12 protein-coding genes are annotated in these 16344 nt (G+C 38.7%); 8 read left to right on the top strand and 4 right to left on the bottom strand.

The window, feature by feature from the left end; all coding sequences use genetic code 11:
* Positions 1–7: 7 nt before the first annotated feature.
* The 8 genes from BLR60_RS09040 (at position 8) to BLR60_RS09005 (ending at position 11368) form a co-directional block, all read left to right on the top strand.
* On the top strand, positions 8–2296 hold the full coding sequence (locus BLR60_RS09040) for a GH92 family glycosyl hydrolase (protein WP_090498950.1): 2289 nt from the start codon (positions 8–10) through the stop codon (positions 2294–2296).
* A gap of 84 nt (positions 2297–2380) precedes the next feature.
* Complete coding sequence (locus BLR60_RS09035; RefSeq protein ID WP_208600607.1) at positions 2381–3784, top strand: 3-keto-disaccharide hydrolase; 1404 nt, start codon at positions 2381–2383, stop codon at positions 3782–3784.
* Positions 3785–3795: 11 nt separating this feature from the next.
* Positions 3796–5757 (top strand): c-type cytochrome, encoded by a 1962-nt coding sequence (locus BLR60_RS09030; protein WP_090498948.1) that lies wholly within the window; start codon positions 3796–3798, stop codon positions 5755–5757.
* Positions 5758–6665: 908 nt separating this feature from the next.
* On the top strand, positions 6666–7355 hold the full coding sequence (gene rpiA / locus BLR60_RS09025; protein WP_090498946.1) for a ribose-5-phosphate isomerase RpiA: 690 nt from the start codon (positions 6666–6668) through the stop codon (positions 7353–7355).
* Positions 7356–7621: 266 nt separating this feature from the next.
* Positions 7622–8011 carry a LiaF transmembrane domain-containing protein gene (locus tag BLR60_RS09020; RefSeq protein ID WP_090498944.1) on the top strand — a complete coding sequence of 130 codons (390 nt, stop codon included), beginning with the start codon at positions 7622–7624 and terminating at the stop codon, positions 8009–8011.
* 450 nt (positions 8012–8461) lie between these two features.
* Positions 8462–8719, top strand: coding sequence for a DoxX family protein (locus BLR60_RS09015; RefSeq protein ID WP_244155623.1), 258 nt, complete (start codon positions 8462–8464; stop codon positions 8717–8719).
* Between the two features lie 212 nt (positions 8720–8931).
* Complete coding sequence (locus BLR60_RS09010; RefSeq protein WP_090498942.1) at positions 8932–10251, top strand: alpha/beta hydrolase; 1320 nt, start codon at positions 8932–8934, stop codon at positions 10249–10251.
* A 148-nt stretch (positions 10252–10399) separates the two neighbouring features.
* Positions 10400–11368, top strand: a complete 969-nt coding sequence (locus tag BLR60_RS09005; RefSeq protein WP_090498941.1) for a YihY/virulence factor BrkB family protein — start codon at positions 10400–10402, stop codon at positions 11366–11368.
* Positions 11369–11370: 2 nt separating this feature from the next.
* On the opposite strand, the gene BLR60_RS09000 is transcribed toward BLR60_RS09005, so the two are convergent.
* The 4 genes from BLR60_RS09000 to BLR60_RS08985 form a co-directional block, all read right to left on the bottom strand.
* Complete coding sequence (locus BLR60_RS09000; protein ID WP_090498939.1) at positions 11371–11793, bottom strand: secondary thiamine-phosphate synthase enzyme YjbQ; 423 nt, start codon at positions 11791–11793, stop codon at positions 11371–11373.
* Positions 11794–11798: 5 nt separating this feature from the next.
* On the bottom strand, positions 11799–12857 hold the full coding sequence (locus tag BLR60_RS08995) for a PDDEXK nuclease domain-containing protein (protein ID WP_090498937.1): 1059 nt from the start codon (positions 12855–12857) through the stop codon (positions 11799–11801).
* Positions 12858–12914: 57 nt separating this feature from the next.
* A complete protein-coding gene (locus BLR60_RS08990) occupies positions 12915–13949 on the bottom strand; it encodes a DUF2157 domain-containing protein (RefSeq protein ID WP_090498935.1) in 1035 nt (344 codons plus the stop codon).
* A 114-nt stretch (positions 13950–14063) separates the two neighbouring features.
* Entirely contained in the window at positions 14064–16277 is a 2214-nt protein-coding gene (locus tag BLR60_RS08985) for a cation:proton antiporter domain-containing protein (RefSeq protein ID WP_090498933.1), read from the bottom strand.
* Between the last annotated feature and the right edge of the window lie 67 nt (positions 16278–16344).

Raw genomic sequence — 16344 nt, 5'->3', positions numbered from 1 at the left:
ACAACAAATGAAAAGATTATTTATCGCCTTATTGAGTGTTGCGGCATCAACCAGTTTCGCGCAAACAATAGGCAAAATTACTGATCCGGTAGATTGGATAAACCCGCTAATGGGAACGGCCTCTAAGCCATCCTTATCTAACGGAAATACTTACCCGGCAATTGGTTTGCCTTGGGGAATGAACATGTGGACACCACAAACCGGTAAAAATGGCGATGGGTGGGCTTATGTTTACGATGCCGACAAAATCCGCGGTTTTAAACAAACACACCAGCCTTCACCCTGGATGAACGATTATGGTGCTTTTTCTATCATGCCGGTTACTGGTAAATTAAAATTCACAGATGATGACCGCGCAAGCTGGTTCAGCCATAAAGCAGAGGTAGCCAAGCCTTATTATTACAGTGTTTATTTGGCCGATGCTGATGTAACTACCGAAATCACGCCTACAGAACGTGCTGCCCAGTTTAGGTTTACTTTCCCTAAAACAGATAGTGCCTATGTAGTGGTAGACGCCCAGAACAAAGGCTCTTATATTAAAATCATTCCGGCTGAAAGAAAAATTATTGGTTATACCACTAAATATGCCCGCGGGCCGCTGCCTAAAAATTTCAAAAACTACTTCGTAATCTATTTCAATAAAGATTTCAAACTGGCTAAAACCTGGGATGATAAAAAACTTAACGAAAAAGATTTAGAATTAACGGTTGACCATGCCGGTGCCGTTATTGGTTTTGCTACGCAAAAAGGTGAGCAGGTAACTGCAAAAGTGGCTTCTTCATTCATCAGCTTTGAGCAGGCCGATTTAAACCTGAAAAGAGAATTGGCTAACGATGGTTTTGATGCTACAAAAGCAAAAGGTAGAGCTACCTGGAACAAAACCTTAAGTAAGATTGCAGTTGAAGGTGGGACGATTGATCAAACCCGGACATTTTATTCTGCCATGTACCGCACCTTATTCTTCCCGAATAAATTATATGAAATTGATGCACAAAATCAGATCGTGCACTGGAGTCCTTACAACGGACAGGTTTTGCCAGGTTATATGTTCGCTGGTACTGGTTTTTGGGATACCTTTAGGGCATTATATCCTTTCTTAAACCTGGTTTATCCTTCTATTAATAAAGAGATGCAACAAGGTCTAATCAACGATTATAAAGAAGGTGGTTGGTTGCCAGAGTGGAGCAGTCCGGGTTATGCCAACATTATGGTGGGTAATAACTCAGCTTCTGTAGTGTCTGATGCATACATTAAAGGCATGCGCGGTTACGATATCGAAACCTTGTGGCAGGCGGTAAAACATGGTGCCAATAATGAAGGCCCGATGGAAGCTGTTGGCCGCGATGGGGTTAAATATTACAATGAATTGGGTTATGTACCTTTTGATGTGAAAAAGAATGAAAATGCAGCTAAAACATTAGAGTATGCCTATGATGATTTTACCATTTACCAATTGGGAAGAGCTTTAGGTAAACCCGCTTCAGAAATCGATATCTATAAGAAAAGAGCTATGAACTACAAAAATCTTTTCGATCCGGCTTCAGGCTTAATGCGTGGTAAGAACCAGGACGGAACTTTCCAAAGTCCGTTTAGTCCGTTTAAATGGGGCGGTGCATTTACTGAAGGTAACAGCTGGCATTATACCTGGTCGGTTTTTCAGGATATTGATGGCTTAGCCAAGCTAATGGGTGGTCACCATAAATTTGTAACCAAGTTAGATTCGGTCTTTTCTATGCCTCCGGTATTTGATGAGAGTGCTTACCGTGGGGTAATTCACGAAATCCGAGAAATGCAGATTGCAAACATGGGCCAATATGCACATGGTAACCAACCTATCCAGCACATGATTTACCTGTATAACTACGGCGGTGCGCCTTATAAAACACAATATTGGGTACGCGAAACCATGAACAGAATGTATAAAGCTACGCCAGATGGTTATTGTGGTGATGAAGATAACGGGCAAACTTCTGCCTGGTACGTTTTTTCTGCAATGGGTTTCTACCCGGTAACCCCAGCTGTTGACCAATATGTTTTGGGTGCGCCTTTGTTTAAAAAGGTAACCATCACTTTGGAAAATGGCAAAACGGTAGTGATTAATGCACCAGCCAATAGCGATAACAACCGTTATGTTCAGTCGTTACAAATGAATGGTAAGCCATATTCTAAAAACTGGATCAGCCACAGTGGTATGCAGAAAGGTGCGGTATTAAACTTCAACATGACGGCAACGCCGAACAAAACCAGAGGGTCGAATCCAGCTGACTTTCCTTATTCATTATCAACAGAAAAATAGATAAAAATGATCCATCGGGTAAAGCAATTATCCGATGGATTTTAAACCAAATTTAGCTTTAAGCTAGAACTAATAATCAAATATATGAACATCTCAAAGATGGGTTTTACAGCCATTTTCTGGCTTTGCGGAACCTTGTTGGCATTTGGCCAGCGTATTGATCTCAAAGATCTTTCAGCCTTTAAAAATCCTTCCAATTCGTGGTCGCTGGCACAAAACGTAGTGGCCGACCTTAACGCCGAAAATGTTTTAAAAACAACCAAAGGTGAAGGCATTTTAGTTAACCAATCTACAGCAAAAAAAGCAGGGTCCGATTTATACACCATCAATGAATATGGTGATGTAGCAATAGAACTGGATTATTTAACTGCAAAAGGAACAAATTCAGGGATTTATCTTCAAGGTAATTATGAAATCCAGATTGACGATGCATGGGGAATTAAAAACCCAAGTTCTTCAAATAATGGTGGGATCTATCAGCGCTGGGATGATAGCAAACCAGAAGCCGAGAAAGGATTTGGTGGTGTTGCGCCCCGCCAGAATGCAAGCAAGGCACCAGGTTTATGGCAACATATTAAAATTATTTTCCAGGCGCCTAAATTCGATGCTTCAGGAAAAAAAACACAAAATGCTAAAATTGTCAGTGCAGAGCTAAACGGCGTGCTGATTCACGAAAATGTTGAATTATTTGGCGCGACAAGAGGTGCAGCGGGTGCTGAAAAAGCAAAAGGACCTTTACGTTTGCAAGGCGATCATGGATCTGTAGCGTTCAGAAATATTCAGATCACTGAACTATCAGAAATTCCAGCAACAAACCAAAACGGTGGTGCAGATCCGATATATATTGAAGCAGCAAGCAACAATATGATCAGAAGTTTTGTAGACGTAGCACCAAGAGTACGTTCCGTACATGCTATTTCGGTAGGCGGACCTGAAAAAGTTGCCTACAGCTACGATTTGGATAACGGTACCTTATTACAGGGATGGCATGGCGATTTTATTGATGCTACGCCCATGTGGGATGGCCGTGGAAACGGAACCTCACGCGCTTTGGGCAGTGTTACCCGTTTTACCAAAAAGCCTTTTCTGGCGATTTCAAAGTTGGCAAATGACCAGGCCAAGTGGGTTACCGATACGGCTGGTACAGGTTTCAGAACAAAGGGGTACGTAATGGATAAACAAGACCGTCCGGAGTTTAAATACATCATTAACGGCACAAATGTTACCGATGCGGTTAAAGTGATGGAAAACGGACAAGGTTTAAGCAGGGAAATTACTGTGGATAAAGCTTCGAAAGACCTGTACTTCCTTTTAGCTACTGCTTCAAACATTGAAGAGGCGGGTAAGGGCTTGTATTTAATTGACGATAAAGCATATTATATACAGCTTGGCGAAGGTTCTGGAAAGCCAGTAATTAGAAATATTGATGGCAAATGGGAAATCATTGCAGCCATTGGAAGTAAGTTGAATTATACCATTTTGTTTTAGTCGTGATCATCATGAGAAATACATTTAAAAAATTAGCATTACTGGCGTTAAGTTTTAGTCTTACCACCGTTTTTGCACAAGAAACACCGAAAGAAGAAGATTTTTTCAAAATAAATAAAGTACGCGTGCCCGAAGGCCCGATTTTAGAAGTTGGTGGTCTGGTTACCCTGCCAAATGGCGATTTAGGCGTTTCAACCCGTAGGGGAGAGGTTTATATCGTAGAAAATCCTACCAGTGCAAAACCTTACTGGCGCAGATTTGCCTATGGTTTGCACGAAATTTTGGGTATTGCGTATAAAAATGGTGCAATATATGTGGCGCAGCGTGGCGAATTAACCAAATTGGTAGATAAAGACCAGGATGGCAAAGCCGATGTTTACGAAACTGTTTATGCCTGGCCTTTAAGCGGTCACTACCACGAATATAGTTTTGGTCCGAAATTAATGCCTGACGGAAGCTTTATGGTAACCGCAAATGTGGCCTTTGGCGACGAAGAATGGTGGCGTGCCGAAAGCCGTGTACCCATGCGTGGTTGGGCGATGAATATAACCGAAGATGGCAAAATGAGCCCATATGCTGCGGGTTTTCGTTCGCCAGCCGGGATTGGAAGTATCGATGGCCAGTTTTATTATACCGAAAACCAGGGCGACTGGGTTGGGTCAGGTGGTTTATGGAAGGTAAATAAAGGTGATTTTATGGGGCACCCGGCCAGTTTAAGGTGGACTAACCTGCCTAACTCTCCGGTTAAACTGCAGTCAGATTTCTTTTACTCACAAATAGATGAGCGTAGAACCAAAAATGAACAGGGAAGATACATTAAACCAGAGAATAGGGTAAACGAAACATTTAAAACCTTATTCGAAATGAAAAAAGTGTTTCCTGAATTGCGTTTGCCATCCGTTTGGTTGCCTTATGGTATTTTGGGTATTTCTTCTGCAGAGCCTGTTAAAATTCCGGCCAATACCTTCGGGCCATTTGCCGGACAGATTTTGGTTGGCGATCAGGGGATGAGTATTATTTCGAGAATTTTTATGGAGACTGTAAAAGGTGAAGAACAAGGTGCCGCCTTCCTTTTCCGTAAGGGTTTCCGTTCTGGGGTATTGAGATTGGAGTGGGGAACTGACGGCTCCTTATTTGTTGGTGAAACCAACCGTGGTTGGGGATCGGCCGGTGACGCTAACGAAGGTTTAGAAAGACTGGTTTATAACAATAAAACCCCTTTCGAAATGAAAGCCGTTAGGGCAATGCCAGATGGTTTTGAAGTGGAATTTACGATGCCTGTTGATCGTAAATCGGCTGAAGATCTGGCTTCATACGATGCAGAAAGTTTTATTTACAAATACCACCCGGTGTATGGTTCGCCTCCTGTAAACACAGAAAAGTTAAAAATTTCAGGGGTTAAAGTTTCTGCAGATGGTTTAAAAGCCAGGATTGTGGTTAAAAACCTTCGCCAATATTATATCCATACTTTAACATTAGATGGTTTAAGATCCCAAGATGGCTTTTATTCTCTAGTTCATCCGGTGGCTTATTACACCTTGAATCAAATTCCTGATGGAAATAAACTTTCTGCCAGCGAACTGAGTACCAAAAACTCAGCAATGCCTGTAAATACGCCTGCCAGGAAAACTGCCGTACCAAAGGCAACAACAGGAAAAGCACCAGAAGCGAAAGGAACTGCAACACCAGCTAAGCCCGTGGCTAGTGCGAAAGCACCTACTTTTAAAGAGGTTGAAGGTTTGCTAACTAAAAATACTTGTCTGGCTTGCCATAACCAAACCAAAAGACAGATTGGCCCGCCATTCGCAGAAATTGCAAAACGTAAATATTCACCTGAGAAAATATTTCAGTTGATCCACAATCCGCAACCACAAAACTGGCCGGGTTATTCAACAGAAATGCCACCAATGCCGCAAGTAACCAAAGCAGAAGCTTTAAAAATTGCAGCCTGGATAAACTCTTTAAATAAATAAGTTGATTGTTAGGGAACGGTTGGTAGAAATGCCAGCCGTTTTTTGTTTTATAAGAAAATGAGGTGTGTTGGTGTGGGAGGAGATGAGGAGAAATTTTTAATTGAAGCGTCACCCTGACCTGTAGCGAAGCGGAAAGCTACGATTAAATTTATTTCAGGGTCTATTAAATGAAAAGATCCTTCGACTACGCTATCAATGACAGATTAAAAAAAACGCCGTCATTTCGACTGAAGCGTAGCGAAATGGAGAAATCTTTGAACTATGTAAAAAGATTTCTCCCCGCCAGTACGGGCAGGCACTGCGATCGAAATGACGATACTTCAAGACCATTCACTTTCTTTATCCATCTGTCCATTTATATTGATTTTTATAAAATAAATTATCCCTTAGGATTGACAGTGTGGTTATAACGCCTAAAAAAGAAATGGGGATTCCACTATTGCAGAATCCCCATCATCTAAATTAACGCTCTCATATACATAAACGCTGTAAAAACGATTTATTGTGTTTGGAGCAATTTTTTTTCGATTTAATTGTGCGCTAGGTTGTTGCTCGTTGTCGTCATTTCGACTGAAGCGCAGCGAAATGGAGAAATCTTTGAACTATGTAAAAAGATTTGTCCCCGCCAGTACGGGCAGGCACTGCGATCGAAATGACGATACTTCAAGACCATTCACTTTCTTTATCCATCTGTCCATTTATATTGATTTTTATAAAATAAATTATCCCTCAGGATTGACAGTGTGGTTATAACGCCTAAAAAAGAAATGGGGATTCCACTATTGCAGAATCCCCATCATCTAAATTAACGCTCTCATATACATAAACGCTATAAAAACGATTTATTGCATCAGCTGTAAAATTTTTTTCATTTTTGGATGTTTATCAATTAAACCTATTTTTACTTTATGGCTACTACAGATAAAACTCAACAAGATGCAGAGAAATTAGCAGCTGCCCAGGCTGCGGTAAAATTTGTGAAAGATGGCGATGTAGTTGGCTTAGGCACGGGTTCTACCACAACCTTTGCTATTATTGAATTGGGGAAACTTGTCAAAACCGGACTTCAAATCAAAGCAGCTGCAAGTTCTATTCGAACAGAAGAACTTGCGAAATCGTTAGGCATTGAAATTCTCGACCTTGGACGCCTAAGCCAAATTGATATCAGTATTGATGGTGCTGATGAATTTACAGCATCGCTTGATCTGATTAAAGGCGGGGGCGGAGCACTTTTTAGAGAGAAAATAATTGCTTCATTGAGTAAAAATGCAATCATCATTACCGATGCTTCAAAAAAAGTTAAAGAATTAGGCGCTTTTACAGTCCCTGTTGAGGTAGTTCCGTTAGCTTATCAATATGTATTTGATCAAATTACCAAACTTAGCGGAAAGGGTATATTAAGAACTGTAGAAAGCCAAACATTTATTACCGACAATGGAAACGTGATTATAGATGCTGATTTTGGACTTATTGATGATCCCGCTAAATTAGCTTCTGATCTAAATCAGATTAACGGATTACTGGCGCATGGCTTATTCGTTAATATGACTTCAAAAGTAATCATGAGTGATGGGGCAGATATTATAATTTTTGAATAACATTAGTTAAGCTGTTCATTAGTCATTGGTTTATTGGAAATTTTTTCATTCATACATTTTTTAAATTGACCTATCTACTTCGGACTCCCGACTGCCGGCTTCAGACTTATCAAAAATTTCACCGATAAAAATTCCCTTCTTGCAAATTTCCCAAAAATTTTTACCGACAGTTTTATTTCACTCACCGATAAAACATCATAACTAAGGGAAAAACCATTCTCCAGCATTGGTATTCGTGATACATTTGATTCATAAAACAAACGGTCATGGAAAATTTAATCAAAAAAAATCACGCAGATAAACAAGTTGGTCTAGGCATTTTAATCATTGCCATCGGTTCGGTATTCTTATTAAGAAACTCAGGAATAGATGTTCCATATTGGATCTTGAGATGGCACACCATTATGTTAGGTATTGGTTTGTGGATGGGTTACCGTAAAGACTTTAAAGGAAGCGGTTGGTTAGCATTGACTATTATTGGAGGCTTATTTACTTTTAAAGCGATAAACCTATTTGATTTTGATCTGTTTAGGATTAGCATTCCAATGGTATTGATCAGCTTAGGCTTATATATAATCTTAAAGCCTAAAAAAGTTCAAAACTTCGATCAGTATTTTGAGAAGAAACCAGTTGATTTTACCGATAAAGAAAGCTAAAATTCTTAACTCCATCATATATCTTAAAAAGGGACATTTTTGAACAATGTCCCTTTTTTGTGCTTAGTAAGCAGCGCACGAGGAGCTTGAGGATCTGATCGCCATTGGCGCTGCTCCGTGCATCTAGCCCTCTGCTTAAAAAAGAAACGGGGATTCCACCCTCAGGCAGTATCCCCGTCATCTAAATTAACGCTCTCACATACATAAACGCTGTAAATAGAATATATTGTGTGCAGCCTTATTTTTTTTTGTTTTTTTAAAAAATGTGGTTAAACCTGTAAAACAGGAATAGCTTTATGGTATTTATTCCGATACTCAATAGGTGTTAAACCTGTTATTGTTTTAAAATATCCCTAAACGATTTGGTGTCGGTATACAAAAGCAGATGAATATGAAACAGTAACAATTTGGTATTGGATTGCAACCGTTATTTTCGCTTAAATAATGATTATGGATGGTTTTGGTGGAATAACACAACAGGAGGTTGGTAAGGGGGTATTAACATCTGGGGTATCCGATGTACTGCTGATCATGGTGGGAATTGCAAAGCTGCTAGGGGCAGTTGACATTCTTCAAAATAAATTTAAGACGGTTAAGGAATGGGCTTATGCAGGCTTTGCCATTAATTTTATTGGTGCATTTGCCTCCAGGGTATTTATTGGTGATGGCATTTCGCTTTTAATTCCTCCTGTTATTGCGTTATCATGATGTTTATCCCGTGTATTTTATGGAAGAAACTGATGTCAAATGTTAAAATTAGTTAAAACCAAACGGCTTGTTTAGTTAAAGGCTTTTCAGAACCAAATATTGTTAACTTTGGGTATTGTAAACAACCAAACACAATACATGAAACGATCATGATTTTTAAATTCTGACAAGGATAATCATGATGCCTCATTACCATTAAACAAAATATACGAATGAAAAAGAGCCTTTTATTCATAATTGCTTTATTATTTACAACCACTGCATTTTCTCAGAATGTGATCCAGCTGTTCAACGGCGCAAACGACTTTTTTAAACTGCTACAGGAAGAAAAATTTAAAGATGCACATGCTTTCTTTGACGATACTTTAAAAACGAAATTAACAGAAGAAAATTTACAGAAACTTTGGGGTGACATTGGAACCAAATATGGAAAGGCAGAATCATTGGATGCCATTCAAAGTAAAGCGCAGGGCGATTTTTTTGCTGTAACGGTTGAAGGTAAGTTTGCCAACGGTGATCAGAACTTTATTTTAGGTTTTAATAAACAACAGAAAATTGTCGGAATATTTCTGGCACCCTCCAGAAAAACTTCCTCTTATCTAAAACCGACCTATGTAGATACCAGTTTATACCAAGAAAAATCAGTATATATTGGTCCGGCAGGAAAACAATTAGCGGCTATTATTACCACGCCAAAAAATGTTAAAAACTTTCCTATTGTGGTTTTTGTGCATGGCTCCGGACCTGCCGATATGGATGAAACCATTGGTGCGAATAAGCCTTTTAAAGATATTGCCGGCGGCTTAGCTTCTAAGGGAATTGCCTCCGTTCGATACGTAAAAAGAACTTTAATCTATCCTAACGAATTTAACAAAGCTTTCACCGTAAAAGAAGAGGTGCTGGATGATGCAGCTGCAGCTATAACGCTTGCAAAAACAGTCGCTGGAGCCAATCCAAAAGCTGTTTATGTATTCGGTCATAGTTTAGGTGGAATGTTAGCTCCTAGAATAGCAACCATAACACCAGATTTGGCAGGGATTATTTTGGCGGCAACACCTGCAAGAAAATTAACCGATATTATTGTTGATCAGAATAAATATATGTTCGATCAGGCTAATGACACAACCGCTGCTTTTAAGAAACAATTGGCAGATGCTGCTGTGGAAATTGATAAAAGCAGAATTTCGCAGTTGGGAACTACGATAAAGCCGGATTCTATCATTTTAGGATTGCCGGCAAAATACTGGGCAGATTTAAATAGCTACAATCAGGTTACTGTAGCTAAAAGCCTTTCGAAACCTAAAATTTATATACTGCAGGGGGGTAATGATTTTCAGGTAGGTAAAGTAGATTTTGATTTATGGAATGATGCTTTAGGTAAAAAGAAAAATGTGCTACTTAAATTTTATCCGGATTTAAACCACCTGTTAAGTTCCCAAACTGAAAAGGGTACTATGGCTCAGTATCAGGCAGCGGTAAGCGTATCCGAAACATTGGTGAACGATCTTGCATCATGGATTAAGTCCAAATAATATAATTATCGCACGAAGTAAGGCTCCTGTCAAAACCAGGAGCTTTTTTTGTGCGTCCAGTTTTCTTAATATTCTTCTTTGTTAAGAATTCACAAACAATTCAAAAAACAAGCGGTTTAAATTTAGAGTATCTCATCTAAAAATAGTTATGGAAAAGCGGAAAATCACTTTAAAAGGAATATGGGGCGTTTTGAAAGCGTCGTTTACAGGATTTAATAATCATAAGGTAACGAAACTTAGTGGCTCGTTAGCCTATTATACCGTGTTTTCAATGGCGCCATTACTGGTGGTAATTATTTCTTTGTGTGGCATATTTTTAGGAAGAGAAATAGCAGAAGGACAGGTTTATGCTCAACTCGAAGGGTTTTTAGGTAGGGAATCGGCTGGTTCCTTACAACAGTTGATCAAAAATGCTTATTTGGATGGAAAAAGCACTATTGCTTTAATTATTGGTATCATTACCCTGCTAATCGGTTCAACTACTGTTTTTGGCGATATTCAGGATTCTATCAATACCATTTGGGGATTAAAACCCAAACCTAAAAGAGGCTGGGTGAAAATGTTGCAGAACCGTTTTTTGTCTTTTTCGGTGATTATTAGCCTGGGGTTCGTACTATTAGTTTCACTAGCTGTTACTTCGGTATTAGATGCTTTTAGCGGTCGTTTACAGGCCAGATTTGCAGAAGTATCTGTTATTGTATTTTACATCGTCAACCAGATTGTAACCCTGGCGGTTATTTCATTGATATTTGGTGTAATATTTAAGGTATTGCCAGATGCGATTATCAAATGGCGTGATGTAATTGCGGGAGCAATAGTTACTGCTATATTGTTTATGATCGGTAAATTTGCCATTTCAATTTATATTGGGCAAAGCAATGTTGGGGGAACTTATGGTGCAACAGGCTCATTAGTGGTTGTGCTGTTATGGACTTACTATTCTTCAATCATTTTATATTTTGGTGCAGAATTTACCAAGGCTTATGCAGTTGCTTTCGGATCAGAGATTTATCCTTCACATTATGCCGTTACTACAAAAGAAATTGAAGTAGAATCCGATGGTAAATCTATTCAGGATAATCACCCAGAAATTAAAGAAGAAGTGGAGAAAGCATAAATTTATTCTCCCCAGGCAGTAATAATCAACCTTCTTTGTCCGCCATGATTGCGATGTTCACAAAGGTAAATACCTTGCCAGGTACCAAGTGCCAACCTGCCATTTCTGATCGGGATAGTTACGGAGCTACCCAAAAGTGCAGATTTTAAATGTGCAGGCATATCGTCAGATCCTTCATAGTCGTGCTCATAATTGGGGTCGTTTTCCTTAACCGTTTTATTAAAAAACATCTCAAAATCTATACGTACAGTTGGATCGGCATTTTCGTTAATCGTAAGGGAAGCAGAAGTATGTTGTATAAAAACCTGGCAAATTCCAATATTAATCTCATTAATTTGTGCCAGTGCATCTTCAACCTCATTGGTAATGATATGGAAACCTCTTCTACGTTCTCTAAGGGCTAAGGCTTGTTGAAATATTTTCATTTGAATTAATTCTCGATGATTTTGATGAAATCCTTTTCGCTAGGTAAAACAGTTAAATACTTACTTGCAAAAATTTGTTCATTGTTTTCAGGAAGTGTATATCTTACCACAGATTCACTTTTATCCTGGCAAAGGATAATACCGATGGTTTTGTTTTCATCCTCAAGTTTTACTTCTCTGTCAAAATAGTTTACATACATCTGCATCTGGCCAATATCCTGATGTTTGAGTTCTCCGATTTTTAAATCAATAAGTACAAAACATTTTAAAATACGGTTGTAGAAAACTAAGTCTATTTTGAAATGCCTTTCTTCAAAAGTTATTCTTTTTTGACGGGCTACAAAGGTGAACCCATTACCTAATTCCAATAAAAAATGTTCCAGTTTATCAATTAATTTTTGCTCTAACTCACTTTCTGAATAAAAATTTTGTTCAGGCAAGCCTAAAAATTCTAGTACATAAGGGTCTTTTATTAAGTCCTTGCTTTTTTCAATAATCTGCCCTTTTTGACCAAGAGATAATACTTCTTCTTTATTTTTACTTAACGCCAGGCGCGTATATAATGCTGAATCGAATTGACGTTGTAGCTCCCTCAGACTCCAGTTATTTTTTATTGCTTCTATTTCATAAAAATTACGTTCGTTTACATCGGTTATTCTCATTAACTTAAGGTAGTGAGACCATGTAAGTTTGAATTGCGCAGGCATTGTCTGCTGAATTGAATCTGAAGTTTTAGGAGATGTTTCTAGAATTTCATTATTTTCGAATTCGTCAGACACTGTCTGACGAATTGAATAGGTAAGGTAAAAATACCTCATTTGTTTTAAATTTGTTTCAGAAAAACCTTTGCCAAACTCTGAAACTAGCCTTTCTGAAAGCTCTCTCAAAATTTGTTTGCCATATTCAGCTTTTTCTTTGCCGTCCTGTTCCTCTTCAACAATCATCTTGCCGATTTCGAAGTAGGTCATAGCCATTGTATTATTAATGGTTTGTACTACATTTTGCCTCGCTCGGTTAAGCAGTTCAATTACTTTAGTATATAAATTTTGCTTTTCAACTTGCATTTTTACATCAATAGAATGTATAAATTAGCATTTTATCAAATGAATTAGTTTTTAAGATTACTTCAAAAACTCCACATTCCAGATTTTCTCTGCTTTTCTGCCAATCAGCCAAAACGAGGCTGCAAGTACAGAAAAGAATAGGGCTTTATGCCAACTGTCCCAAAAATATTCAAAATATCGTGTATAGAGATTGATAAATAGAAAAGTGATTCCAAATTCGCGGGCAATATCATCATGGTATTTTAAGCCAAATAGCGTACTGGCTACACAAATGGCTGCAGAAATTAATGCCCAGTAAAACAAACTTAATTGCCTAACCTGATACCATTCTTCAAGACTCGCAAAATTGCCAAACACCGATAAGGCCCAAAGTGATATAAACAAATAAACCATCCCAGCTATATAGGTAACCTGAAAGAAATTTTTTGTTTTGGGGAAAGCCTTCATCATGAACGATGCTGCGGTTAATAAAGCGCCGAAAACGACAAAACGCAAGGGATAGTTCATCCCAAAGAAATAGTAATTCCAACGGCTTAAATAACCTGTTTCTGTGCCAAACCAAGCGCCTAAGGAGATTAGGGCAAAAATCCAGATTAAACGCGAATTGAAAATATAACCTAAAGTCCCATAAATAAAAACAGATATTAAAATCAGGATAGAGAAATTGCCTGAACCATTATCTAAGGCCTTTCCAAAATAAGCGACGGCATTTGCCGTGAGTAAAATGGCTGAAAATACAATAGCCTCATTGCTAAACTTTAGATGCGCCAGTTTCTTTTTGCGCCGAAAACCTAAAATGTAAAGCCATCCCGCCAACGCGCCTGAAACAATGGCAATAACAATATTTGGCGTATTGTAAACCCGTTTCAAATAGTTTAAAATGGAATTATCAATGAGGAGCGATCCCAGTGCAATAAACCCACAAGCCAAAGCTACCCAAAAAGCATACTGTGCCAGGCGTAACCAATCGAAGTTCTTGGCTTCATAACTTTTACGGAGTTTATTGCCTGTTTCATTATCAATTAAGCCATCGCTTTGCCATTGCTCAATCATATCATCAAGAAACTCACTCTTTTCTCTGTCAACTTTCATAGGTTAGGTTATACACGAAGATATGCTTTTTGGTCGGAAGTCCGAGGTCCGTTGACAAGATTCAAAAAATAGATAACTTAACCTCCGACTTCGGACTAATGACTCCTGACTAATCTATATAACCTCTTTAATTTTCTTATTGTTCCCTACAATCCAGATTACATCACCCTTATCGAATACAAAATCTGACGATGGGTTTAAGATGCGGTTGGCCCCTCTTTCAATACCCACAATTAAAGCCTGTGCTTTTTCGCGGATACCGGCATTTCTGATACTCAAGCCATAAACAGGCGATTCGGCATGAACAACTACTTTTTGCAGCGTCATTTCCTTATTCGGGAAGTTGTCTTCTTCTGCAATTTCAGGCGTATCAATTTCTAAAAGTGCTTTAACCGCAGCTAATTGATCATCGGCACCGATCAGCAATAACTTATCATTCGGATAAAGTCGTTCATCTCTTCCCGGAGTTGGAATGTTGTTTCTTCCCCGTTCTATTAAAGCAATATTTACCCCATATTTTTCCCTGATCATTAATTCCGTCAATGTTTTACCAACTACCTCCGATTCAGGAGAAACCCTGAGCTCTGTTAAGTGGGTATCCCAGGGTAAAATATCCGGCTTCTGATTTTCTCTAGCATTTAAGTTCAACATGAATCTTCTTTCCAGCTTATCATAAAATGATTGAAGTTTTCTTGAGAAGATTACCATGCCCAATACGATCAATCCAAGTGCAATCACTGCGGCCACCCAGGTATCAAAAAACTCGTACATCAAAAATCCCACAAAGAAAATCCCCAATGCAATCCTGAAAAATTCGATCGCAATCAATGGTCCACGGGTATATTTTTTGTTCAACCAGAGGTGAGCATATGCTGTACGTTGGATCCTTCGGATAGATAAGGCCCATAAAAATGGCGACATCAGTATAAAAGATACGACCACGCTAATGATAATGGAAGCTAAACTGTTGGCAATGTTGTTCATAATAAACGGTTGTACATAACGGTACGCCAAAAAGATTATCGCAATGATAATTACTGAGTGGATAATCGTATTAAAGATATACGACCGCAATAAAACCTTCCAATCGCTTAAAGTGGTAATCCCTTCGGTACCCGAGCTATATCTTTCGATACCATCAAGCCATTTTTTTGGTAAAATTCGGTTCAGATACTGATAAAAAGGTTCGGAGAGCTTAATTAAATAGGGGGAGGTAAATGTTGTAACTGCAGCTGCTGCTACCGCGATAGGATAAAGAAAATCGCTGGTTACTTTTAGGGTTAATCCCAATGAGGCAATGATGAATGAAAACTCACCAATTTGTGCCAAACTCATACCCGATTGTACTGAAGTTTTTAATGGCTGTCCGGACAATAATGCACCTAAAATGGTAAAAATGATTTTTCCGAAAATGATAACCACAGTAGCGACCAAAATAGGAACAGCATATTTAACCAGCATAGCAGGATCAATCAGCATACCAACTGAAACAAAAAATACCGCAGCGAATAAGTCTTTTACTGATTTGGTTAAATGTTCTATCCGCTCGGCCTGTGTAGTTTCGGCTAAAATGGAACCCATAATAAATGCACCAAGGGCAGGAGAGAAACCAACTTTATCAGCCAGTAAAACCATTACCAAACACAAAGCCAATGATACCACCAACATGGTTTCATCATTCATTAATTTTTTGGTTGCTTTGAGAAAAGAAGGAACTACGAATATTCCGCCTAAGAACCAAAGTACTAAAAAGAAAGCCAGTTTAAGGATGGAGTATAGCATTTCTGTACCAGCCGATTGCTGACTAACTGCGAGTGTAGAGAACAATACCAGGAGAAGGATGGCCACTAAATCTTCAACGATTAATACTCCAAATACTAAGCCTGCAAATTTTTTGTGTTTTAAGCCTAGTTCTTCAAAAGCCTTAATGGTAATCATGGTTGATGAGATGGATAGGATTCCACCCAAAAAGAGGCTGTCCATATCTTTCCAGCCCATGGCTTTCCCTACGAGATAGCCGGCCAGGATGATAAATAAAACTTTTACAATGGCAGTAATAGAAGCTGAACCTCCAACTTTAAACAGTTTTTTAAAACTAAATTCCAGCCCTAAGCTAAATAAAAGGAAAATAACCCCAATTTCGCCCCAAATGTTGATGCTTTTGGTATCGGTAACAGATGGGAAAAAATCTAAATGTGAGCCAACCAATAAGCCGGCCAATATATAGCCCAAAACAAGGGGCTGCTTAATTTTTTTAAATATAAGTGTGGTTATGCCTGCGGCAGCAAGTATTAAGCCTAAATCGGCTATTAAATCAGGTAAGTGCATCTATAAAAAATGATTAATGATGTAAATAATCTATCTCCGGACATCATGTACATCCCGACAGTATTAA

This window comes from Pedobacter terrae (genome assembly GCF_900100705.1).
Lineage (GTDB): Bacteria > Bacteroidota > Bacteroidia > Sphingobacteriales > Sphingobacteriaceae > Pedobacter > Pedobacter terrae.
This window is presented reverse-complemented; position numbering and strand designations above follow the sequence as displayed.